This window comes from Streptomyces sp. SLBN-8D4 (genome assembly GCF_049739545.1).
Lineage (GTDB): Bacteria > Actinomycetota > Actinomycetes > Streptomycetales > Streptomycetaceae > Streptomyces > Streptomyces canus_C.
The window spans coordinates 3,552,865-3,575,637 of record NZ_JBMGQC010000001.1; the positions used below are offsets into that span (position 1 = coordinate 3,552,865).

Consider the following 22,773-nt stretch of genomic DNA (forward strand, 5'->3'; position numbering starts at 1 on the left):
CCTAGAAGCCCAGGTAGGTGACCTGGACGACGTAGACCCGCTCGCTGCGCACGACGACCTGATACAGGAACCAGCCACCGGAGACGATGATGTGGCCGCCCTTCGGATCGAGGCCCTCGTGAGCCCGGCCATGGATATGAAGAGCTTCAGCTGCCCTGACCAGTTCGTCGGCCGCACGTTCGACGGCGGCCAGGAAATCTGACGGAATGGCACGGGCAGTCTCTTCGGCTCCGAATGCGTACTCCCACTTCCAGCTCACTCGCGAACTGCCTTCAGCGCCTCTTCGAGAACCGCGCTCAGCTCGCGAAGGGCTTCCCGTGCAATGACCGGGTCCTCGTGTTCCAGGTTGCTATGCGCCTGGGCGTAGCGAGTGGACAGGTCCGGCCGACGGGCGATCTCAATCTCCTTGGCCCAGATCAGGACCCAGCTCTGGACAGGACTCAGAGACTGCCACTCGACCGCCTTGGCGAAGGCCTCGTCCTTCATGACCTGCATCTCGTCCAGGCGGTCAGGAGCAACGACGCCAAGAGCGGCACGCAGGGCATCGGGAGTCAGTTCGGGGCGGGGGATCAGCTCGCGCCCGTGGTCGGCCTGCGTGCTCATGGTGTCCTCCAGAGGGTGCCCCGGCCAGCGTAGCCGGGCTGAGGGACAGGGGCCCGGCACTGCGGGCTCAGGTGGCGGAGGCAGTGGGAATACGGCAGTCACGGCACCGTCCTGGAGTGGGTGAACGGAAGACACGGTTGCAGCCGTCGCAGTTCTGGAAGGGGTGCCGCGTGGCCGGTGGCGGGGCGGGGGCGCGGAACGGCGGCAGGGGCGGCAGGGGCGGCAGCTGAGCTGTGAGGCGGTGAGCCAGGAGGGCGGCTGGACGGCGGAGGGGCTCGTCCGGCAGATCGCTGATCAGTGCGTGGCGTACGGCGCTGGGGGTGACGTCTCGCTCCAGCCACGCGGCGACGCCGGGAGTCAGGTGGGCCGTGTCGCAGGCCGAGAGGAGCAGTCGGGAGTCGTGGCGGTGGAGGTCGGCGAGGAGGTCGGTTGCCTGCTGGACGAGCGCGGGGGCCTTGCATCCGGGCTGCGGGACGGCGGGGAGCGGCTTCTTGCGGGGCGCCGGCTTCTTCTTCGCCGTCTGCGGTGTCGGGTGGGCCGACCGCGTGGGCTCTCGGTCGGCGTGAGGGTCACGTCCCGGCTGGTTACGTCGCGGCTGGTTACAGGAGATCGTCCGAGTGATGATCCGCCCGTCGGGGACTCGCTCGCGTTTCCGCCGCAGGTAGCCGTGGTCTTCCAGTTCACGCAGGGCGGTGGCGATACGGGTGGCGCCCTCGGGGAAGCGACCGGTGAGGGTCTTGATGTCGACCTGGGCGCCCCTGGGGAGGGACTGGAGGTGGACGCCGAGCCCGATCGCGAGGAGGGAGAGTTCCGGGTGCTGGGCGAGGTGGTTGCCGATCACCGTGAAGCGCTCGGTGTGGCGGATGTTGTCGTGGAGGAGACCGCCGCTGGAGTGGGGCCGTCGCCGGTTCGGGGGTTTGTTGGCGACAGGACGGGACTGGGCGTGCGGGGGCGCGCTAGGGTTTTGGGTGTCCATCAGGAAGCTCCGAACTTCCTCGGTGGTCAGGCCCTCGCACTGGGATTGCCGTCCCGGCGGGGGCCGTCGCATGTCTGCGGTTGTGTTGCGCTGAGCGTAGGGCAGGCAAGGGGCTGCGAATCCAGTCGAGTTGGCGATGTTCACTCGCGAGGGTGAGCGGAGGCGACGGGCGGGAGGGGTGGGGCTTGGTGAGGTTCTTTCACCGTCGCGTTCCTTTGGGAAGAGCGCCCCTCGCACCGGAGCACGAGCAGTCGGGTTCCGGTGGCGGGGCGACTTCGAGTTCGGCCCAGACAGTCTTGCGCGGATACGGTCCCGGGGCGGTCCCCCAGCGGTCGGCGAGGGCGTCGACGAGGGCGAGACCTCGGCCGGACTCGGCGTCGGGGGCGAGGCGTTGGACCTGCGGGAGGCGGTCACTCCGAGTGTCGGTGACTTCGATGCGGAGGGTGTCGCCGACGACGTAGAGGGTGAGTCGGAAGTCCCTGCCGGGGACACGGCTGTGGGTGGCGGCGTTGGTGGCGAGCTCGGCCACGATGTGTGTCGCCGGGGCCAAGGGGATTCCCCAGGACCGGAGTTGCTCGGTGGCGAGAAGTCGGGCGAGGCGGGCTCCTCGGGGCGTTGGTGACAGTTGCACGCTGAAATTACGGATGTGGTTGCCGAGTTCGGCCGTGGGGTCGGCGGTTTCTTGATTCACGTCACTCAGAGTGGCGACGTGCGCTTACCGTGAACAGTGACGACGCTGTTACGTAGGGCGACTGTCCAGGGCTTGTCCGGTGGTGTCCAGGCTGTCGGTGCGGTGGGTGCGGGTAGTGACGTCGCGGCACGGTCGTACGAGACGAGGGGCGCGGGATGATCACGGGCACGGACGAGGGGCGGCTCAGGACCGAGGCAGATGAGCCGGGGTGGGAGGTGGACCCGGAGGATGAGTGGGGCGTTGCCGTCATCGCCACCGTGGGGCGGCAGTTGAGGCTGCGGCGCGAGGCGGTGGGGATGCGAGTGCCAGACTTCGCGAAGGCGGTCGGGTACGGCGAGGACCTCATCTACAAGATCGAGGGCGGGAAGCGGATTCCCCGCCAGGAGTACCTGGACAGGTCCGACGAGGTGTTGGGGGCGGGTGGGCTGATCTCTGCGTCTTGGGAGGACGTAAAGAAGGTCCGGTATCCGAAGAAGGTTCGGGATCTGGCAGAGCGGGAGGCCAAGGCTGTCGAGATTGGCGTGTACGTCGGGCTCAGCATCCATGGCTTGCTGCAGACGCCTGAGCACGCGCGAGCGTTGTTCGAGGTGTCCCAGTCCGCGTATGAGGAAGAGGAGCTGGAGCGCCTGGTAGCCGCCCGCATGGCTCGCAAATCGATCTTCGAGCGATCCCCTGGCCCGCTCCTGAGCTTCGTACAGGAAGAGGTGGCTCTGCGCCGTCAGGTTGGAGGCACAATGGTGTGGCGTCAGCAGCTCGAACACCTGTTGGCGGTAGCGCAGTTGCGTAACGTCACCCTTCAGGTGATGCCAACGGACTCCGGAGCCCACCCCGGGCTGAGCGGCAAGATCGAAGTGCTGAAGTTCGAGGACGGTACAGCGCTGGCCCGCTCCGACGGGGCGTACAACGGCCGACCGGTCTCCGAGCCGAAGGATCTTCGTATCCTTGAACTGAGGTACAGCACCATCCGGGCCATGGCTCTCACCCCGCGAGAGTCGCTGACCTTCATCGAACGCCTGCTGGGAGAAACATGATCCGCAAGACCGCTGCCGGTGACGTCTCCGACCTGGCGTGGTTCAAGAGCAGCTACAGCGACGGCCCCGAGGGCGACTCCTGTGTCGAGATTGCCGCAGCTCCCGGTACTGTCCACGTCCGCGACTCGAAGCACATCACCGGCCCCAGCCTCAAGCTCACGCCGGAGGCCTGGGCCAGCTTCGTGCTTTACACGTCCGAAGACTGAGGTCCGTTACTCGACCTCGGCCTCCGGAACATCGACCTCGCCGCCGAGAGAGCGCGCGATGGCAGTGAACTCGATCAGCGCGGACTGAAGGTCACGGACGATCTCCTCGGCGATCTCCTCGGGCGACAGACCACTGTCGGCGTCGTCGAGCGCAGGGTCCTTCATCCACGTGATGTCGAGGTTGACCTTGTCGCGGGCGATCAGGTCCTCGTAACCGTACTTCTTGAAGGGCCCGTTCTCGTCCTCGGATTCAACGCGGGACGAGCGCGGCTCACCTGCCCGGTAGGCCGCCACGAAGTCGTCGAGGTGGGCACGGGTCAGCGGGCGCTGCTTGAGCGTGAAGTGCTGGCCGGTACGGAAGTCATAGACCCAGGTCTCGGTCGTGATCGGTTTGCCGTCGGCGCGCGGGGGCTTCTTGTCGAAGAAGAGGACATTGGCCTTGACGCCGCCGGCATAGAAGATGCCGGTGGGCAGTCTCAGGATGGTGTGCAGGTCGAACTCGTTCAGCAACTTACGGCGAACCTTTTCACCGGCGCCGCCCTCGAAGAGGACGTTGTCAGGAAGGACGACTGCGGCTCGGCCGTTGATCGCTGTCAGCGACATGATGTGCTGGAGGAAGTTCAGCTGCTTGTTGGTCGTGGTCGCGGTGAAGTCGTCGCGGTCGTACTGGATGTCCTCCTTCTCTACCTCGCCGTCCTGGCCGATGACCGTGATCGCGGACTTGCGGCCGAAGGGAGGATTCGCGAGGACCAGGGTGGCGTGCTTGCCGCTGGGTTTGTCCGCCAGAGCGTCGCCGATATGGATGAGGCTGGGGCCGTCGCTCTTGCCGATGCCGTGGAGGAGCATATTCATCGCGGCGAGGCGGGCGGTGCCGGTGACAAGTTCGTTGCCCCAGATCTTGCGACCTTCGTCGTAGGCCTTCCGCTCGTCCAACGACATCTTCTTCATGTGGTGGTCGCGGATGTAGGCGTGGGCCGCGATAAGGAAACCGCCGGTGCCGCCGGCCGGGTCTGTGATGGTGTCGGCCGGGCACGGCCGGGTGACGTCGATCATGGCGTCAATGAGGGCGCGGGGGGTGAAGTACTGGCCGGCGCCAGTCTTGGTGTCCGACGCACCCTTGGCCAGCAGGCCCTCATAGGCGTCGCCCTTGAGGTCCGTGCCGGTCATCGTCCACTCTTCGCGGCCGATCAGCTCGACGACCAGCTTCTCCAGGAGGGCCGGTTTGGTGATCCGGTTCTGGGCGTCGGCGAAGATCGTGCCGATGGTGGTGTTGGGCTTACTGCCGAGGTGTTCGAGAGTGGCCTCGTAGTGCTTCTCCAGGGCTTCGCGCCTTCGTCGTGTCGAAGAGATGGTTGTGCGCGGCGTCGTTGCGGCCCCGGCGCAGCTTGTCGAACGCCTCACGACTCCAGCCGACGAGCACCCCGGCCCGCGTGAGGGCGTTGAGGCGGTCGAACTGGGTCGTGCCCTCGACCCGCGTGCCGGTACGGGTGACGAACTCCTCGGCCAGGACCTCGCCGAACTGCCCGGCGCTGACGTAGGCGGCGTTCGGATTGGTCAGGACGGTGAGTTCCGCCTGCGAGCCGTAGATGGCCAGGAGGGGCTGGTACCCGTACAACCGTCCGAAGTTGGGCGAAGCCTTCGCCAGCTTCCGGAGTCGATCGTCAACGTTGTCCGTGTCCACGCGCCGCTGCCCCGTCCCTCGCCTGTCCTGGATCCGCCAAGCTTACGGAGCCGGGAACCACGAAGGAACGGAGCAGGTCGGCATGGGGCGGGCTCCGGTCACTCACGGTCCGGAGCCCGAGTGCCGGGACGGGTCAGAACTTGATACTGCCGATCATGCCCGCGATGTTGGTCGTCAGCTCACTGATCGTCGGTGCGATCGAGGAAGCCGCGAGATAGAAGCCGAGCAGGATGCACACGACCGCGTGACCGCCCTTCAAGCCCGACTTCTTGACCAACAAGAAGACGATGATCGCCAGCAGCACCACCGCCGAAATCGAGAGTGCCACGGCGGCTCACCTCCAAAGAACCCAGGGACGTGGGGGGTCGGACGGGAACGGAACTATGGGGGCAGATAAATCCATACAGCAGCCAGCGGATTCATACCCACTATGCGGTAGTGATCATAACTATCCGGGCCTGCGCATCCGTCGGCGCACGGCCGCACAAGGGGGCGCATGGCCAATATGGTCGAGGCATGACGACCGAGCCTGACTCCTTTCCCCGCCGGCACGCCCGCACCCAGCGCTTCACCGTCGGCGCGCCGCGCGCGTTCACCGTGGCGCCCGACGGATCGCGTGTCGTGTTCCTGCGCTCGAACTCGGGCACGAACCGGGCCAATTCGCTGTGGGTGCTCGACGCGGCGGACGGCGGGGAGCGCGTGGCGGCCGACCCGCGTGCCCTCCTGGGCGGCACCGAGGAGCGCCTGTCGGCCGCGGAGCGGGCGCGCCGCGAGCGCAGCCGCGAGGGCGGTGCCGGCATCGTCGGCTATGCCACCGACGCGGCGGTCGAGTTGGCCTCTTTCGCCTTGTCAGGGCGGCTTTTCACGGCGGAGCTGCGGGCCGGGACGGCACGTGAACTGCCCGTCTCCGGACCGGTGATCGACCCCCGCCCGGCCCCCGACGGACGGCACGTCGCGTACGTCGCCCGGGGTTCCCTGGCGGGTCGTGGGCGCCGAGGGCGAGGACGACCGGACGCTGGCCGCTCCGGAGTCGGATCAGGTCACCTACGGCCTCGCGGAGTTCATCGCGGCCGAGGAGATGGGCCGCTCACGGGGCTTCTGGTGGTCGCCGCAGTCCGATCGGCTGCTGGTCGCGCGCGTGGACGACACGCCGGTGCGGCGCTGGTGGATCTCCGATCCGGCCCACCCGGAGCGTGAGCCACACCACGTCCCGTACCCGGCCGCGGGCACCCCCAACGCGGACGTACGGCTGTTCGTGATCGCTCTGGACGGGACGCGCACGGAGGTCTCCTGGGACCGGAAGCGGTATCCGTATCTGGCCCATGTGCACTGGTCAGCCGCGGGTGCCCCGCTGTTGCTCGTACAGGCGCGCGACCAGCGCAGTCAGCTGTATCTGGCGGTGGACCCGGAGTCCGGCGCGACCCGGATGGTGCACGCGGACGAAGATCCAACTTGGCTGGATCTTTTCCCTGGAGTGCCCTGCTGGAGCCCCTCGGGGCAGCTCGTGCGAATCGCCGACGAGGGCGGCGCGCGGGTGCTCGCGGTCGGTGAACGGCCGCTGACGGGACCGCAGTTGCACATCCGCGCGGTGCTGGACGTCACCCGGGACGACGTGCTGGTCTCGGCGTCGGCCGGCACGGAGGCCGAGTCCCCGGAGCTGGGCGAGGTGCACGTCTACCGGGTGAACGAGCTCGGAGTGGAGCGCTTGTCGCAGGAGCCCGGCGTGCACTCGGCGGTGCGCGCCGGGGGCGTGACCGTGCTGGTGTCGGCGACCCTCGACCGGCCGGGCGCCCGCGCGCGGGTACTGCGCGACGGCAAGGAGACGGCGACTGTCACGTCATACGCGGAAGATCCCGGTTTGACCCCGCGCGTGACGCTCACCGAGGGGGGCGCACGCAGGATCCCGTGCGCCGTGCTTATGCCGCAGGACTACGCCGGTGACAGCCCCCTTCCGGTTTTGCTCGACCCGTACGGGGGTCCGCACGGACAGCGGGTGGTCGCCGCGCACAACCCGCACCTCACCTCGCAGTGGTTCGCCGACCAGGGCTTCGCGGTCGTCGTGGCCGACGGCCGGGGCACCCCGGGCCGCTCCCCCGCCTGGGAGAAGGCCGTCCGGGACGACCTCGCGGCGGTGACCCTCCAGGACCAGGTCGACGCGCTCCAGGCGCTCGCCGAGGACTTCCCTCTGGACCTCTCCCGGGTCGCGATCCGCGGCTGGTCCTTCGGCGGCTATCTGGCGGCCCTCGCGGCACTGCGCCGCCCGGACGTCTTCCACGCGGCGGTGGTCGGCGCCCCGGTCACCGATCTGCGCCTGTACGACACCCACTACCAGGAGCGCTACCTCGGCCACCCGGACGAACAGCCGGAGGTCTACCGCCGCAACTCGCTGGTCGACGACGAGGGTCTGGTCGACGCGGCCGAACCGCACCGCCCGATGATGATCATCCACGGCCTCGCGGACGACAACGTGGTGGTCGCCCACTCCCTGCGCCTGTCCTCGGCCCTGCTGGCCGCGGGCCGCCCGCACGAGGTGCTGCCCCTGTCCGGCGTGACCCACATGACCCCGCAGGAGACGGTCGCGGAGAACCTGCTGCGACTTCAGCTGGACTTCCTGAAGCGGTCGTTGGGAATGGCGTAGGCACGGCAGCGGGCCGGGACGACATGGCGCGTCCCGGCCCGCTTACGGCACCCGCACGGCCGTACGTCTTAGAGACTGACGCGTCCGTATATCGGAACCGGGTCGGCCGAGTTGCCTCCGTGTTACTCCGTCTCCTCCGCCGGTACGACCTGCTTCTCCTCCGCGAAGTGGCACGCCGAGTCGTGCGCGGCCGGTCCGCTCGTGAGCCGGAACTCCGCCGGCACCGCGAGCGCCGGGACCTCCAGGGCGCAGCGCTCCTGGGCCTTCCAGCAGCGGGTGCGGAAGCGGCAGCCGGACGGGATGTCGGTCGGGGACGGGACGTCGCCGGTGAGGATGATCCGCTCTCGGTGCTCGCGGGCCTCCGGGTCGGGCACCGGCACGGCGGACAGCAGCGCCTGGGTGTAGGGATGCGTCGGATGGTCGTAGATCTCCGCGTCCCGGCCGATCTCCACGATCCGCCCGAGGTACATCACCCCGACCCGGTCCGAGATGTGCCGGACGATCGACAGGTCGTGCGCGATGAAGAGGTACGACAGCTCGAACTCGCTCTGGAGCCGGTCGAGGAGGTTGATCACCTGGGCCTGGACGGAGACGTCGAGGGCGGAGACCGGTTCGTCGGCGACGATGACCTCGGGGCGCAGGGCCAGTCCGCGGGCGATGCCGATGCGCTGGCGCTGGCCGCCGGAGAACTGGTGCGGATAGCGGTTGATGTACTCGGGGTTGAGGCCCACGACGTCCAGCAGGTCCTGGACCTTCTTGCGCCGGTCGCCCTTGGGGGCCACCTCGGGGTGGATGTCGTACGGCTCACCGATGATGTCGCCGACCGTCATCCGGGGGTTGAGGGAGGTGTACGGGTCCTGGAAGACCATCTGGATGTTGCGGCGGACCGACTTGAGGGCCTTGCCGGAGAGCTTGGTGATGTCCTCGCCCTTGTACTTGATCAACCCTTGCGTCGGCCGCTCCAGATTGACCAGCATCTTGGCGACGGTCGACTTGCCGCAGCCGGACTCCCCGACGATCCCCAGGGTCTCTCCCTTGTGGAGCGTGAAGTCCACACCGTCCACGGCCTTGACGGCACCGACCTGTTTCTTGAACAGGATGCCCTGGGTCAACGGGTAGTGCTTGACCAGTCCACCCACTTCCAGGATCGGCTCAACCATTGAGGCACTCCGTCCAGAAGTGACAGGCACTGGTCCGTCTGTCGTCGACTTCGTACAGAGGCGGTACGTCCGTACGGCACACGTCCCGGGCCATCGGGCAGCGGGGGTTGAACGCGCAACCCGGCGGGATGTGCATCAAGTTGGGCGGCAGTCCCTTGATCGCGTACAGCTCCTGCCCCTTCTGGTCGAGACGGGGGATGGAGTCGAGGAGTCCGCGGGTGTAGGGGTGGGCGGGCGCCTTGTAGATGTCGTGCACGGGAGCCTGCTCGACGATCCGTCCGGCGTACATGACGGCGATCCGGTCGGCCACGTCCGCGACGACGCCGAGGTCGTGGGTGATGAGGATGAGGCCCATGTGGTACTCGCGCTGGAGCTCGGCGAGCAGCTCCATCACCTGGGCCTGGACGGTGACGTCGAGCGCGGTGGTCGGTTCGTCGGCGATGATCAGCGCGGGTTCCAACGCGAGTGCCATCGCGATCATGATGCGTTGGCGCATGCCGCCGGAGAACTGGTGCGGGTAGTCCTTCACGCGCTCCCTGGCGGCCGGAATGCGCACCCGGTCCATCAGCTCGACGGCCTTGGCCCGCGCGTCCTTCCTCGACATGCCCCGGTGCACGACGAACATCTCGCCGAGCTGGTCCCCGACGGAGAGCACGGGGTTGAGGGAGGACAGCGCGTCCTGGAAGATCATCGCCATCTCGGCGCCGCGGATCCTGCGCCGCTCGTCCTCCTTCAGCTTCAGCAGGTCCCGGCCCTGGAAGAGGATCTCGCCGCCGGTGATCCTGCCGGGGGGCATGTCGAGGATCCCCATGATCGCCTGCGCGGTCACCGACTTCCCCGACCCTGACTCCCCGAGCACCGCGAGGGTCTCCCCCGCGTCCACCGCGTAGTCGACCCCGTTGACCGCCTTGGCCACCCCGTCCCTGGTCCTGAACTCCACCTGCAGATCACGCACTTCGAGCAGCACGGAGACTCACCTCAGCTTCCGGTCGGGGCGTCGCGGGCCGCGTCGGCGGGCGGGAGGGTGCCTGCACGGTGACCGGCGAGGTCTGCGACGGCCGCGGCTTGGAGTGGCGCCCCTCGCCTGTGCTCACCGGCACGTCCGCTCACCTCAGCTTCGGGTCGAGGGCGTCGCGGACCGCGTCGCCCAGCATGATGAAGGCGAGGACCGTGACGGCGAGGGCTCCGGCGGGCCAGAGGAGCATGTGGGGGGCGTTGCGGATGTAGGCCGAGGCCGCTGAGATGTCGATGCCCCAGCTGACCGTGGGGGGCTTGAGACCCACGCCAAGGTACGACAGGGTCGCCTCCAGCGAGATGTACGTGCCGAGCGCGATGGTCGCCACGACGATCACCGGGGCGACCGCGTTCGGGGCGATGTGGCGGAGCAGCAGGCGGGAGTTGGAGGCGCCCAGGGCCCTCGCCGCCTGGACGTAGTCGTTCTGCTTGGCGGTGATGACCGAGCCGCGCGCGATGCGGGAGATCTGCGGCCAGCCCAGCAGCACCATGAACCCGATGACCGGCCACACCGTGCTGCTGGTGACGACCGACAGGAGCACCAGGCCGCCGAGGACCACGGGGATCGCGAAGAAGATGTCGGTCGTACGGGACAGGATCGAGTCCGAGAAGCCGCCGAAGAACCCGGCCAGGCCGCCGAGGACCGACCCGAGGATCGCGACGCCCAGCGTGGCGCAGACGCCGACCGTCACCGACGTACGGGCGCCGTACACCGTGCGCGTGTAGACGTCGCAGCCCTGGCCGTCGAAGCCGAAGGGATGCCCCGGCTGCGAGCCTTCCTGGGCCTTGGACAGGTCGCACTTCAGCGGGTTCTGCGACGCGATCAGCGACGGCCACAGGGAGATGACGACCAGGAAGACGATCACCAGGGCGGAGACGATGAAGACGGGGTTGCGGCGCAGGTCGCGCCAGGCGTCGGACCACAGGGAGCGGGGCCTGTCCTGGGGGCCCGCACCGTCGGGGCCCTTCTCCAGGGTGGTCGCCTCGCTCACCGCGAGATCCATCGCACCCCCCGCTCCGGTCCCGGCGATGGCGCCCTCTGGTTCCTGGGACTCAGGCATAGCGGATCCTGGGGTCGAGGACGGCGTACAGAAGGTCGACGAGCAGGTTGGCCACCAGGAACACCAGGACGAGGACCGTGACGAAGCCGACCACGGTCTGGGTGTTCTGGCGCAGGATGCCCTGGTAGAGCTGGTAGCCGACGCCGTGGATGTTGAAGATGCGCTCGGTGACGATCGCCCCGCCCATCAGGGCGCCGATGTCGGTGCCGATGAAGGTGACGACGGGGATGAGCGAGTTGCGCAGCAGGTGCCGCACGATGACCCGCTGTCTCGGCAGCCCCTTCGCCACCGCCGTACGGACGTAGTCGGACCGCCTGTTCTCCGCGATGGACGTGCGGGTCAGCCGGGTGACGTACGCCAGTGACACGGACGCGAGGACCAGGCCCGGCACGATCAGCTCGCCGAAGCCGGCGTCCGTGGACACCGAGGGTTTGATCCAGCCCCACTCGACGCCGAGGAGCAGCTGGAGCAGCAGACCGGTGACGAAGGTGGGGACGGAGATCACGACGAGGCTGAGGAGGAGGACGGACGTGTCGACGGGCCGGCCGCGCTTGAGTCCGGTGATCACGCCCAGGGTGATGCCGACGACGATCTCGATGAGGATCGCGACGATCGTCAGCCGGATGGTCACGGGGAACGCCGTCGCCATCAGCTCGGTGACCTTCTGGCCGTTGAACGCGGTGCCGAAGTCGCCGGTGAAGACGTGCCCCATGTAGGTCAGGTACTGCTGCCAGACCGGCTTGTCGAGGCCGAACTCCTTCTTGAGCTGGGCAGACGTCGCCGCGTCGCACTGCTTGTCGCCGCACAGGCCCGCGATGGGGTCGCCCATCACGTTCACCATGAGGAAGATCAGCAGGGTCGACCCGATGAACACCGGGATCATCTGGAGCAGACGCCGGACGACGTACCGTCCCATGGCGGGGTCAGCCGACCTTGATCTCGTTGTAGACGGGGACGCTGAACGGGTTGAGCTTCACGTTCGAGAGCCGCTCCGAGTAGCCCGCGCTGCCGTTCTGGTACCAGAGCGGGATGGCGGCCATGTTGTCCCGTACGACCTTCTCGGCCGCCTGGAACTTCTCGATGGCCTTGGTGGTGTCGGTCTCGGCGTTGGCCTCGTTCACGAGCTTGTCGAAGTCCTTGTTGGACCACTTGCCGTCGTTGGAGGAGGCGTTGGTGTAGTAGAGCGGCTGGAGGAAGTTCTGGATGAGCGGGTAGTCCATCTGCCAGCCCGCCCGGAACGGGCCGCTCATCTTCTTCGCGGTGATCTGGCTGCGGAAGTCGGCGAAGGTGCCGACGGGGTTGCCGACGCAGGCCTTGTCGTTGCCGAGCGCGTTGTTGATGGAGTTGCAGACGGCGTCGACCCACTGCTTGTGGGAGCCGGTGTCCGCGTTGTACGTGATCTTGATCTGGCCGCCGGGGAGCCCGCCGCCCTCCTTGATGAGCTTCTTGGCCGCGGCGGGGTCGTAGTCGCAGGCGTCCCCGCACAGCCCGTCCTGGAAGCCGCCCTCCTTGCCGAGGACCGGGGAGGTCCAGTCGGTGGCCGGGGTACGGGTCTTCTGGAAGATGGTCTGGGTGATCTGGTCGCGGTCGATCGCGCGGGAGAGTCCGGTGCGGACCTTCTCCGCCCCGGCCCTGTTCCAGTTCTTGTCGTAGAACGGGAAGGCGAGGGTCTGGATGATGCCGGCCGGGGTGTTGATGTAGCGGCCGCCGAGGTCGTTCTTGACGTTCTTGAGCTGGGCGGCCGGGACGTCGTCGACGAGGTCGAGGTTGCCGGCCATGAGGTCGGTGTAGGCGGTGTTGTTGTCGGTGTAGACCTTGAGGGTCACCCCGCCGTTCTGTGCCTTGTCCGGGCCGTTGTAGCCGTCCCACTTCTTCAGGGCCATCTGCGAGCCCTTGGTGTACGAGTCGATGGTGTACGGCCCGTTGCCGACCGGCTTCTTCAGCCAGCCGGAGTGGTCCTTGAAGAAGGCCTGCGGGAGTGGCGCGTAGGCCGGGTAGCCGAGGGTGTCGGGGAAGGTCGAGAACTTCTGGCTGAGCTTGATGGTGAAGGTCCTCGGGCCGGTGACCTTCAGTCCGGAGAGGGTGTCGGCGGTCTGCTTGCTGCCGTCGTCGGGGTGCGTCTTGTCGTAGCCGTCGATGTAGCCGAAGAAGTAGGCGTTCTTCTGGTTGTTCTTCAGGGAGGCCCCGTAGTTCCAGGCGTCCACGAACGACTGGGCGGTGACCTTCTCGCCGTTGCTGAAGGTCCAGCCGTCCTTGACGGTGACCGTGAAGTTCTGCGAGTCGCTCGTGTCGATCTTCTCGGCGAGCATGTCCTCGGCCTTGCCGGTCTCCGGGTTGTACTTCTTCAGGCTGCGGAAGATCATGTCGAGGACCTTGCCGCCCTGCACCTCATTGGTGTTGGCCGGCTCCAGCGGGTTCTGCGGGTCGCCCCACGAGGAGCTCAGCACCGCGCCGCCGTCACCACTGCCGCCACTGTCGCTGCCACTGCCCCCACCACCGCAGGCCGTCGCCGCGAGGGCTACCGCCGCCGCGCATGCGGCCCATCTGGCGTGCGTGGCTCCACGCATGGAGTGCCTCCTCGTGAGTGCGCTGTGCCGCCAGCGCCGGGCTACTGATCAAGTATGGAAAAAATATCGGCCCACTTGACAATAAACGCCACTTATTCCACCCATTAGGTGTCATGCCTGCCTGAATACGAGGTCAGAGGCTCCTCGGGGTCACCGGCGAAAGACCGACGGGACCCGCTTCCGCGGCCTGGTCCGGCAGGCCAGGAGCGCCGCTGCCCGGGGAGCGGACGAACGTGCGCCGAGGCGCTACGTGACACTCCGTCACGAGGAACGGACAGCGCGGAAATCGGGCTGCTCGTGGAACGCGCTCAGGGCGACGTCGTCGCCGTATCGGACCTGCGTCCCAAGGATCCTTTCCGGCAGGGGGAAGTCGCGCCGACATCGCGGCGACTCACCGTCATGGCTCCACCAGGGGCCTTTCACCGATATGGACCAATGACTGTTCCGTGGTCGTCGTTTCGCTGTTTCCGCAGGCCACACGGGCTCTCAGGCGCCGTTGACGAGCCCAGACCGCCACTGGTAGACACACTCATCAATCACCGGTCCGAACAAGCCGTCCCTGTGCAAGCGATGACGCGAGGTCACGACCTATGAGCACACCAGTCCACGGCAGCGGCTTTCCGAGCTCGAGAAGATTACGACCGCGCGTTGCCAGGCTCGTCGCCGTAGCCGGTGCCGCCGCGCTGACGTCATTGGCCGGACTCGCGACCCCGCTCAACCCGGCCCCTCAGCAGGCTTCCGCCGCGGACGGTGACAAGGTCCTCACCGTCGCCGTCGCGCAGAGCGTCGACTCGCTGAGCCCGTTCCTGGCCAGCCGGCTGCTCAGCACCAGCATCCACCGGCTGATGTACGAGTACCTGACCAACTACGATCCCACGAACGCCCGTACGATCCCGGGCCTGGCCACCAAGTGGCAGTCGTCCTCGGACAAGCTGACCTGGACCTACACGATCCGCTCGAACTCCAAGTGGTCGGACGGACAGCAGGCCACCGCCGAGGACGCGGCCTGGACGTTCAACACGATGATGACCGATGAGGGCGCCGCCACCGCCAACGGCAGCTTCGTCGCCAACTTCGAGAAGGTCACCGCCCCAAGCCCTACCAAACTGGTCATCAAGCTGAAGAAGCCGCAGGCCACGATGACAGCCCTCGACGTGCCGATCGTGCCCAAGCACCAATGGGAGAAGGTCGGTGACTTCTCCAAGTTCAACAACGACAAGAGCTTCCCCGTAGTCGGGAACGGGCCGTTCATCCTCACCGGCTACAAGCCTGACGGCTACGTGCGCCTCAAGGCGAACAAGAGTTTCTGGCGTGGGGCTCCCAAGTTCGACGAACTGCTCTTCCGCTACTACAAGGACCAGGACGCCGCCGTAGCCGCCCTGCGCAAAGGCGAGGTCTCCTTCGTAGCGGGCTCCCCTTCGCTGACGCCCGCCCAGGCGGCCTCCCTCAAGAACGCAGAGAACATCCACGTCAACGACGCCCCCGGTCGCCGCTTCTACGCCCTCGCCACCAACCCGGGCGCCAGGGCGAAGAACGGTCAGAAGTTCGGCGACGGCGACCCTTCCCTGCTGGACGAGCGGGTCCGGCACGCCCTGTTCATGGCAGTCGACCGCAAGGCCGTCATCGACAAGGTGTTCCAGGGGCACGCCGTGGAGGGCCAGGGGTACATCCCACCGCGGTTCTCGCAGTACTTCTGGAAGCCCTCGCCGAGCCAGGAACTCGCCTACGACCCCGCGAAGGCCGCCCAGCTCCTCGACCAGGCGGGCTACAGGAAGAACAGCTCCGGCAAGCGCCTCGGCAAGGACGGCAAGCCGATCACGTACCGCGTCCTGTGCCACGCCACCGACCCGAACGACAAGGCGGTCGGCCAGTACCTGACGGAGTGGTGGAGCAAGCTCGGCATCGGCGTCACCCTCGACTGCCTGGACAACGTCACCGACCCCTGGCTCGCCGGCAACTACGACCTCGCCTTCGACGGCTGGTCCGTCAACCCCGACCCGGACTTCGTGCTGTCCATCCACACCTGCGCGGCCCTGCCCGCCACCCCGAAGGACACCGGCGCCACCGACAACTTCATCTGCGACAAGCAGTACGACAGCCTGTACGCGCGTCAGCTCGCCGAGTACGACCCCGCCGAACGGGCCACGATCGTGAAGCAGATGGAGTCGCGGCTGTACGACCTGGGGTACATGAACGTCATGGCGTACCCGAACGCCGTGGAGGCCTACCGGACCGACCAGATCAAGTCGATCCGGACGATGCCGAGCGCGGCGGGCAACATCTACGGCCAGGACGGCTACTGGAGCTGGTGGTCGGCGGTCCCCGCCGCCTCGGACGGCTCCTCCGACGGCTCCGGCTCCACCGGGATCGTCATCGGCGGGATCGTGGCCGCCGTGGTCGTCGTGGGCGCCGGCGTGTTCTTCGCGATGCGCCGCCGGGCCACCGCGGAAGACCGTGAGTAGCGCCGGGAAGATCGCCGCCGAGGCCCTCGCCGAACCGGCGGTCCGCGTCCGCACCCCCAGGGCGCGCACCACGACCGCGTACGTCCGTTACGGCGCCGGCAAGGTCGGCGGCGCCGTCGTGTCCCTGCTCGCCGTGCTCGTCACCGGCTTCTTCCTGTTCCGGCTGATCCCGGGCGACCCGGTCAAGACCATGACCGGCGGCCGCCCGGTGTCCGCCGAGCAACTGGCGGCCTACCGGCGGGAGTTCGGGCTGGACCTGCCGTTGTGGCAGCAGTTCACCGACTACTGCGGCAAGGCGCTCACCGGCGACCTGGGCACGTCGTACCAGTTCCACGCCCCGGTCGTCGACAAGATCGGCGAGGCCCTGCCGAACACGCTGCTGCTGACCGGCACGGCCTTCGTCCTGTACACCACGCTGGGCATCCTCCTCGGCACCCGCGCGGCCTGGCGTCACGGCCGGCTCGGCGACCGGCTGAACACCGGTCTCGCCCTGACCCTGTACTCCGTCCCGTCATTCTGGCTGGGCCTGCTGCTCATCATCGTGTTCTCGGTGGGCATCGGCCCGATCCCGGGGCTGTTCCCCACCGGTGGCATGGAGTCGGGCGGCGAGGAGGGCTTCGCGTACGTCCTCGACGTGGCCCACCATCTGATCCTCCCCGTCGTCACGCTGGTCTCGGTCGAGTACGGGCAGACCCTGCTGGTCACCCGGTCGGCGCTGCTCGACGAGATGGGCAGCGACTATCTGACCACCGCGCGCGCCAAGGGTCTGCGGGACGATCTGGTCCGGCGCCGGCATGCCGTACCGAACGCGCTGTTGCCGACGGTGACGCTGGTCTTCGTCAATCTCGGCCGGACAGTGGCGGGAGTGATCCTCGTCGAGACCGTGTTCTCCTGGCCCGGTCTCGGCGGACTGTTCTACCAGGCCCTGAGCGTGCCCGACCTGCCGTTGGTCCAGGGCCTGTTCCTCTTCTTCGCCGCGGCGGTGATCATCATGAACACACTGGCCGACCTGGCCTATCCGCTGCTCGACCCGCGGGTGGGCCGATGACGACCGGCATCCCGGCCCCGGTCACCGGTGCCGGCCCGCGCCGGCTCGCCTGGCAGCGCCGCCGTCGGTCCGCCGTCCGGTTCTGGGCGGAGTACCGCACCCACCGCGCCGGACTGGTCGGCCTGGCCGCGCTCACCCTGTTCGCGCTGGTCGCGCTGACCGCGCCGCTCACCGTCGGCTCCGACGTGGCGGGGGCGACGGACGCGCCGGGGCAGCCGATGGAGAGCCCGAGCGGCGAGTTCCCGCTGGGCACCGACCGGTTCGGGCGCGACCTGCTGGGCCTGCTGGTGTGGGGCTCGCGCGTCTCACTGCTGGTGGGGCTGCTGGCGGCGGTGCTGTCGGTGGCGATCGGCGCGCTGGTCGGCGTCACGGCCGGGCACTTCAAGGGCTGGTACGCGACCGTGCTGATGCGGGTCACTGACTGGTTCCTGGTGATGCCGACGCTGGTGCTCGCCATCGCGCTGGCCACCGTGCTGTCCCGCTCGCTCGGCACGGTGATCCTCGCGATCGGTGTGACCTCGTGGCCGACCACCGCACGGCTGGTGCGGGCGCAGACACTGGCGGTGGAGTCACGGCCGTACATCGAACGCGCGAAGGCGCTGGGCGGCGGTCACGGGCACGTCATGTCCCGGCACGTGCTGCCCAACGTGATGCCGCTGGTGCTGGCACAGGCGACCCTGATGGTCTCCAGCGCGATCCTCGCCGAGGCGACGCTGGCGTTCCTCGGGCTCGGTGATCCGACGGTGGTGTCGTGGGGCGGGCTGCTCCAGGAGGCGCGGGAGGCGGGTGCGGTGAGTTCCGGGGACTGGTGGTACCTGGTGCCGCCCGGCATCGCGATCGCCGCGGTCGCGCTGGCGTTCACGCTGTGCGGGCGTGCGGTGGAGTCGGTGCTCAATCCCCGTCTGGGGGTGGACCGTTGACCTTGCTGGAGGTGCGGAACCTCGAAGTGACCTACCCGGGCGGGGCCGCCGCCGTCCGGGGCGTGAACCTGTCCCTGGCAGCCGGGCGGAAGCTCGGCATCGCGGGCGAGTCGGGCTGCGGCAAGTCCACGCTGGCGCTCGCGTTGCTGCGGCTGCTGCCGGCCGGGGCCCGGGTCGGCGGGCAGGTCCTGCTGGACGGCGAGGACGTGCTGACGATGCGGTGGGGCCGGGTGCGGGCGGTCCGCTGGGCGGGCGCCTCGATCGTCTTCCAGGGGGCGATGCACTCGCTGAACCCCGTGCACCGCGTAGGCGACCAGATCGCCGAGCCGATCCTGCTGCACCGCAAGGGCACCGCGGCGGCGGCGAAGAGGCAGGCGGGCGAGCTCCTGGAGCAGGTCGGCCTGCCGGCGGCGCGGGCCTCGGCGTACCCGCACGAACTCTCCGGGGGACAGCGTCAGCGCGTCATGATCGCCATGGCGCTGGCCTGCGGCCCTCGCCTGATCATCGCCGACGAACCGACCACCGCGCTGGACGTGATGATCCAGGCACAGATCCTGCGCCTGATCGAACAGCTCGTCACCGACCAGGAACTGGGCCTGGTGATGATCAGCCACGATCTGGCGGTCCTCGCCGACACCTGCGACCGGCTCGCGGTGATGTACGCGGGCCGGGTGGTCGAGGAGGGCCCCGCCCGGGAGGTCTACGAGAACGCGGCCCACCCCTACGCCAAGGCTCTGTCGGCCGCCTTCCCGCGCATCGGCGATCCGGCCTCCCGGTTCGCCCCCCGCGGCCTCCCCGGCGACCCCCCCGACCCTTCCGCCCTCCCCACCGGCTGCACCTTCCACCCCCGCTGCCCGGCCGCGTTGCCCTCCTGCGCGGCGGAGGACCAGGACCTGCGGGAGACGGGGGCGGGGCGGCGGGCGGCGTGTGTGCATGTGCGGGGGGCGGAGCCGGGTCCGGCCCCCGCGGCCGAGGATGCGAGGAGCGGCACATGACCGAGCGGCGGACGACGACACCGGTGCCGTCCCCGGAGGCATCGCCCACAGCTCCACCCCTGCTGAGCGCCCAGGGGCTGCACATCACCTACCCGGGCCGGCACGGTGGGCCGCCCGCTCGGGCCGTGGACGGTGTCGAACTGGACGTCCGAGCCGGGGAGATCGTGGCCTTGGTCGGGGAGTCGGGCTGCGGCAAGACGACGCTGGCCCGGGCCCTGCTGGGCCTGGTCCGGCCCACCGAGGGCCGGGTCGGCTTCGGCGGGGAACCGCTGGAGTACTCCGCCCGGACCCTGAAGGCGTACCGCCGACGCGTCCAGCTGGTCCTCCAGGACCCGACCGGATCACTGAACCCGCGACACACCGTGTACGACGCGGTGGCGGAGGGTCTGCGGATCCACGGCCACCGCGGCGACGAGCGGGCGACCGTGGCGGCGGCCCTGTCCCGGGCGGGCCTGCGTCCCCCCGAGCGCTTCTTCCTGCGCTACCCGCACGAACTGTCCGGCGGCCAGCGCCAACGGGTCGTCATCGCGGGTGCGTTGGTCCTGGAGCCCGAGCTCCTGGTCGCCGACGAGCCGGTGGCCTCGCTGGACGCCTCCGTCCGCGGCGAGATCCTGGCCCTGCTGCTGCGCCTGCGCACCGAACTGGGTCTGTCCGCACTGGTGGTGACGCACGACCTGGGCCTGGCCTGGAACATCGCCGACCGGGTGGCGGTGATGTACCTGGGCCGGATCGTGGAGACGGGGGACGTGGAGCAGGTGCTGACGGCACCGCGCCATCCCTACACGCAGGCGCTGCTGTCGGTGCTGCCGGAGGCCGCCGGGGCGCCGGTCGTCCTCACCGGGGAGCCCCCGGACCCGTCCCGCATCCCCTCCGGCTGCCGCTTCCACGCCCGCTGCCAGATCCTGGCCGGCGGGGAGGCGGAACGCGCGGGCGTCGCGGGGGCGTGCCGGGACGAGGATCCCGGGGTGCTGGAGGGGGGCGGCGGGGCGCAGGTGGCGTGTCACTGGGCGCGGGCGACTGTCACGGCGTGACCCACGCGGCCGTCACGGCGACCCGGGCGATCCGTCACGGCGTGGTTCCGGCCACCAGTTCCACCTCGAAACCGTCCGTGTTGGCGAGGTAGGCGGCGTAGTGCTGCGGGCCGCCCGCGTGCGGGTACCGGTCGGGGAAGAGGGGTGTCCAGCCGTGGGCGGGGGCCTCGGCGGCCAGGACGTCGACCTGACCGCGGCCGCCGGCGTGGAACGCCAGGTGGTTGAGGCCGGGGCGGGTGCGCTCGTGCCGGGTGCCGGTCAGCGCCGGTGACCGCTCCACGACGAGATACGTCGGCCCCAGCCGCCAACTGCGGCCGTGCTCCCAGGTCTGGTAGGGCGCGTAGCCGAGGCGGGTGAGCAGCCAGCCCCATTCACGGCCCGCGCGGGGGAGGTCGGGGACCCACAGTTCGACGTGGTGCAGCACCTGTTGCTCTCCGAAAAGGCCGGATCCCGGCACCCGTCGGGGTGCCGGGAACCGGCGGGAATCCGTGACCGTCAGGCCGCGTGCACGACGTCCTTCTCCTCCGCGAAGTGGCAGGCCGACTCGTGCGCCGCCGGGGTGTCCGCACCCTTGAAGCGCTCGGGGATCGCCAGCAGGGGTGCCTCCTCCGCGCACTTGTCCTGGGCCTTCCAGCAGCGGGTGCGGAAGCGGCAGCCGGACGGCGGGTTGGCCGGGGACGGTACGTCGCCGCTCAGGATGATCCGCTCACGGCCCTCACGGGCCTCCGGGTCCGGCACCGGGACCGCCGACAGCAGCGCCTGGGTGTAGGGGTGCGTCGGGTGGTCGTAGATCTGCTCGTCGGAGCCGATCTCGGCGATCTTGCCGAGGTACATGACCCCGACGCGGTCCGAGATGTGCCGGACGATCGACAGGTCGTGCGCGATGAAGATGTAGGAGAGGTTGAACTCGTCCTGCAGCCGCTCCATCAGGTTGATGACCTGCGCCTGCACCGACACGTCCAGCGCCGACACCGGCTCGTCGCAGATGATGATCTCCGGGTTGAGCGCCAGGCCGCGCGCGATGCCGATGCGCTGGCGCTGGCCGCCGGAGAACTGGTGCGGGTACCGGTTGATGTACTCCGGGTTCAGACCGACGACGTCGAGGAGTTCCTGCACCTTGCGGCGCCGGTCGCCCTTGGGGGCCACCTCGGGGTGGATGTCGTACGGCTCCCCGATGATGTCGCCCACCGTCATACGGGGGTTGAGCGAGGTGTACGGGTCCTGGAACACCATCTGGATGTTGCGGCGGACCGCCTTCAGCGCGCGCCCGGACAGCGTGGTGATGTCCTGGCCCTTGTAGAAGATCTCGCCGGCCGTCGCCCGCTCCAGGTTCATCAGGAGCTTCGCCACGGTGGACTTGCCACAGCCGGACTCGCCCACGATGCCCAGGGTCTCGCCCTGGTACAGGTCGAAGGAGACTCCGTCGACGGCCTTGACCGCGCCGACCTGCTTCTTGAACAGGATGCCCCGGGTGAGCGGGAAGTGCTTCACCAGGTTGCGCACCTGGAGGATCGGCTCGCCACGCTCGACGGGCGCCTCGATCGCGGCGACCGCCTCCGTCTCGGAAGCGGCGTCCACGATCTCGACGTCGGAGACGTTCGGCGTGGCGTCCTGCTGCTCGTCGTTCTTGCTGAGCTCAGCCATGGAGCGTCTCCTTCCAGAAGTGGCATGCCGAGGCGCGGCCGACCAGCTCGCTGCCGTCCTGCTCGGTGACCGGGAACAGGTCCGGGATGTCCGTACGGCAGATGTCCTGGGCCTTGGGGCAGCGCGGGTTGAAGGCGCAACCGGTCGGCACGTGCAGCAGGTTGGGCGGCAGGCCCTTGATCGCGTACAGCTCCTGGCCCTTCTGGTCCAGGCGCGGGATCGAGTCCAGCAGACCCCGTGTGTACGGGTGCGCGGGCCGCTTGTACAGCTCGTTGACCGGGGCGCGCTCCACGATCCGGCCCGCGTACATCACCGCGATCTTGTCCGCGACGTCGGCGACCACGCCGAGGTCGTGAGTGATCAGGATGAGGCCCATGTTGTACTCGCGCTGCAACTCCGAGAGCAGGTCCATGACCTGGGCCTGGACCGTCACGTCGAGAGCCGTGGTGGGCTCGTCGGCGATGATCAGGTCCGGCTCCAGGGCCAGCGCCATGGCGATCATGATGCGCTGACGCATACCGCCGGAGAACTGGTGCGGGTAGTCGTCGACCCGGGCCGCGGCGGCCGGGATCTTCACCCGGTCCATCAGCTCGATCGCCTTGGCCTTGGCGTCCTTCTTGGACAGGCCGTGGTGGACGCGGAACATCTCGCCGAGCTGGTAGCCCACGCTGAGCACCGGGTTGAGCGAGCTGAGCGCGTCCTGGAAGATCATGGCGATGCGGCGGCCACGGATCTTGCGGCGCTCCTCGCCGGACATCTTCAGCATGTCCTGGCCGCGGAAGAGGATCTCTCCCTCGGGAATCGTCGCCGGCGGCATGTCGAGGATGCCCATGACCGCCTGCGCGGTGACGGACTTGCCGGAGCCGGACTCACCGAGCACGGCGAGCGTCTCGCCCGCGTTCACGCTGTAGTTGACGCCGTTGACGGCCTTGACCACGCCCTCGCGGGTGTGGAACTGGACGTGCAGGTCACGCACTTCCAGCAGCGGTCCGTCGTCGCCCTCGCGCGGCGAGGGCGCGGATACTTCTTCGATGACGGTCACGTA

At 68.8% G+C, this 22,773-nt stretch carries 22 protein-coding genes and 1 pseudogene; 8 read left to right on the forward strand and 15 right to left on the reverse strand.

Annotated elements, in window-relative coordinates; translation table 11 throughout:
- Position 1: 1 nt before the first annotated feature.
- From RKD20_RS15700 to RKD20_RS15715, 4 genes are all read right to left on the reverse strand, one after another.
- A complete protein-coding gene (locus tag RKD20_RS15700) occupies positions 2–259 on the reverse strand; it encodes a hypothetical protein (RefSeq protein ID WP_424878263.1) in 258 nt (85 codons plus the stop codon).
- Positions 256–603 carry a hypothetical protein gene (locus tag RKD20_RS15705; protein WP_424878264.1) on the reverse strand — a complete coding sequence of 116 codons (348 nt, stop codon included), beginning with the start codon at positions 601–603 and terminating at the stop codon, positions 256–258. Before RKD20_RS15705 ends, RKD20_RS15700 begins: the two co-directional genes overlap by 4 nt.
- Positions 604–670: 67 nt before the next feature.
- A complete protein-coding gene (locus RKD20_RS15710; RefSeq protein WP_424878265.1) occupies positions 671–1,579 on the reverse strand; it encodes a helix-turn-helix domain-containing protein in 909 nt (302 codons plus the stop codon).
- 199 nt (positions 1,580–1,778) lie between these two features.
- On the reverse strand, positions 1,779–2,270 hold the full coding sequence (locus tag RKD20_RS15715; RefSeq protein WP_424878266.1) for an ATP-binding protein: 492 nt from the start codon (positions 2,268–2,270) through the stop codon (positions 1,779–1,781).
- Between the two features lie 155 nt (positions 2,271–2,425).
- On the opposite strand from RKD20_RS15715, the gene RKD20_RS15720 reads away from it, so the two are divergent.
- Positions 2,426–3,301, forward strand: coding sequence for a helix-turn-helix domain-containing protein (locus RKD20_RS15720; RefSeq protein WP_424878267.1), 876 nt, complete (start codon positions 2,426–2,428; stop codon positions 3,299–3,301).
- Positions 3,298–3,507: a DUF397 domain-containing protein gene (locus RKD20_RS15725; RefSeq protein ID WP_424878268.1), complete on the forward strand. Its 210-nt coding sequence runs from the start codon at positions 3,298–3,300 to the stop codon at positions 3,505–3,507. The genes RKD20_RS15720 and RKD20_RS15725 overlap by 4 nt, the downstream gene beginning before the upstream one ends.
- A gap of 6 nt (positions 3,508–3,513) precedes the next feature.
- Here RKD20_RS15725 and RKD20_RS15730 read toward each other — a convergent pair whose 3' ends face one another.
- The 3 genes from RKD20_RS15730 to RKD20_RS15740 all read right to left on the reverse strand — a co-directional run bounded on the left by RKD20_RS15730 (position 3,514) and on the right by RKD20_RS15740 (position 5,516).
- The gene (locus RKD20_RS15730) at positions 3,514–4,857 is read right to left on the reverse strand and encodes an HsdM family class I SAM-dependent methyltransferase (protein WP_424883226.1); all 1,344 of its coding nucleotides are present in this window, start codon (positions 4,855–4,857) and stop codon (positions 3,514–3,516) included.
- Positions 4,784–5,188 carry a hypothetical protein gene (locus tag RKD20_RS15735; protein ID WP_424878269.1) on the reverse strand — a complete coding sequence of 135 codons (405 nt, stop codon included), beginning with the start codon at positions 5,186–5,188 and terminating at the stop codon, positions 4,784–4,786. Before RKD20_RS15735 ends, RKD20_RS15730 begins: the two co-directional genes overlap by 74 nt.
- A gap of 133 nt (positions 5,189–5,321) precedes the next feature.
- Positions 5,322–5,516: a hypothetical protein gene (locus tag RKD20_RS15740; RefSeq protein WP_007384493.1), complete on the reverse strand. Its 195-nt coding sequence runs from the start codon at positions 5,514–5,516 to the stop codon at positions 5,322–5,324.
- A 188-nt stretch (positions 5,517–5,704) separates the two neighbouring features.
- On the opposite strand from RKD20_RS15740, the pseudogene RKD20_RS15745 reads away from it, so the two are divergent.
- Positions 5,705–7,826 (forward strand): annotated as a pseudogene (locus RKD20_RS15745) (prolyl oligopeptidase family serine peptidase).
- A gap of 122 nt (positions 7,827–7,948) precedes the next feature.
- Here RKD20_RS15745 and RKD20_RS15750 read toward each other — a convergent pair.
- The 5 genes from RKD20_RS15750 to RKD20_RS15770 all read right to left on the reverse strand — a co-directional run bounded on the left by RKD20_RS15750 (position 7,949) and on the right by RKD20_RS15770 (position 13,628).
- Entirely contained in the window at positions 7,949–8,986 is a 1,038-nt protein-coding gene (locus RKD20_RS15750) for an ABC transporter ATP-binding protein (RefSeq protein WP_424878270.1), read from the reverse strand.
- Complete coding sequence (locus RKD20_RS15755; RefSeq protein WP_424878271.1) at positions 8,979–9,953, reverse strand: ABC transporter ATP-binding protein; 975 nt, start codon at positions 9,951–9,953, stop codon at positions 8,979–8,981. Before RKD20_RS15755 ends, RKD20_RS15750 begins: the two co-directional genes overlap by 8 nt.
- A gap of 139 nt (positions 9,954–10,092) precedes the next feature.
- Positions 10,093–11,061 carry an ABC transporter permease gene (locus RKD20_RS15760; protein WP_424878272.1) on the reverse strand — a complete coding sequence of 323 codons (969 nt, stop codon included), beginning with the start codon at positions 11,059–11,061 and terminating at the stop codon, positions 10,093–10,095.
- Entirely contained in the window at positions 11,054–11,977 is a 924-nt protein-coding gene (locus RKD20_RS15765) for an ABC transporter permease (RefSeq protein WP_020119715.1), read from the reverse strand. The genes RKD20_RS15760 and RKD20_RS15765 overlap by 8 nt, the downstream gene beginning before the upstream one ends.
- Before the next feature lie 7 nt (positions 11,978–11,984).
- The gene (locus RKD20_RS15770; protein WP_424878273.1) at positions 11,985–13,628 is read right to left on the reverse strand and encodes a peptide ABC transporter substrate-binding protein; all 1,644 of its coding nucleotides are present in this window, start codon (positions 13,626–13,628) and stop codon (positions 11,985–11,987) included.
- Positions 13,629–14,218: 590 nt separating this feature from the next.
- Between RKD20_RS15770 and RKD20_RS15775 the strand changes: the two genes are divergently transcribed.
- From RKD20_RS15775 to RKD20_RS15795, 5 genes are read left to right on the forward strand one after another with little or no spacing between them, the layout of a single operon-like run.
- On the forward strand, positions 14,219–16,090 hold the full coding sequence (locus RKD20_RS15775) for an ABC transporter substrate-binding protein (RefSeq protein ID WP_424878274.1): 1,872 nt from the start codon (positions 14,219–14,221) through the stop codon (positions 16,088–16,090).
- Entirely contained in the window at positions 16,083–17,138 is a 1,056-nt protein-coding gene (locus tag RKD20_RS15780; protein ID WP_424878275.1) for an ABC transporter permease, read from the forward strand. Before RKD20_RS15775 ends, RKD20_RS15780 begins: the two co-directional genes overlap by 8 nt.
- Complete coding sequence (locus RKD20_RS15785) at positions 17,135–18,058, forward strand: ABC transporter permease (RefSeq protein ID WP_424878276.1); 924 nt, start codon at positions 17,135–17,137, stop codon at positions 18,056–18,058. The genes RKD20_RS15780 and RKD20_RS15785 overlap by 4 nt, the downstream gene beginning before the upstream one ends.
- Positions 18,055–19,053 (forward strand): ABC transporter ATP-binding protein, encoded by a 999-nt coding sequence (locus tag RKD20_RS15790; RefSeq protein ID WP_424878277.1) that lies wholly within the window; start codon positions 18,055–18,057, stop codon positions 19,051–19,053. The genes RKD20_RS15785 and RKD20_RS15790 overlap by 4 nt, the downstream gene beginning before the upstream one ends.
- Positions 19,050–20,084, forward strand: coding sequence for an ABC transporter ATP-binding protein (locus RKD20_RS15795; protein ID WP_424878278.1), 1,035 nt, complete (start codon positions 19,050–19,052; stop codon positions 20,082–20,084). Before RKD20_RS15790 ends, RKD20_RS15795 begins: the two co-directional genes overlap by 4 nt.
- Positions 20,085–20,118: 34 nt before the next feature.
- Here RKD20_RS15795 and RKD20_RS15800 read toward each other — a convergent pair whose 3' ends face one another.
- The 3 genes from RKD20_RS15800 to RKD20_RS15810 all read right to left on the reverse strand — a co-directional run bounded on the left by RKD20_RS15800 (position 20,119) and on the right by RKD20_RS15810 (position 22,770).
- Positions 20,119–20,508, reverse strand: a complete 390-nt coding sequence (locus tag RKD20_RS15800; protein ID WP_424878279.1) for a VOC family protein — start codon at positions 20,506–20,508, stop codon at positions 20,119–20,121.
- A gap of 71 nt (positions 20,509–20,579) precedes the next feature.
- Entirely contained in the window at positions 20,580–21,728 is a 1,149-nt protein-coding gene (locus tag RKD20_RS15805) for an ABC transporter ATP-binding protein (RefSeq protein ID WP_424878280.1), read from the reverse strand.
- On the reverse strand, positions 21,721–22,770 hold the full coding sequence (locus RKD20_RS15810) for an ABC transporter ATP-binding protein (RefSeq protein WP_424878281.1): 1,050 nt from the start codon (positions 22,768–22,770) through the stop codon (positions 21,721–21,723). Before RKD20_RS15810 ends, RKD20_RS15805 begins: the two co-directional genes overlap by 8 nt.
- Between the last annotated feature and the right edge of the window lie 3 nt (positions 22,771–22,773).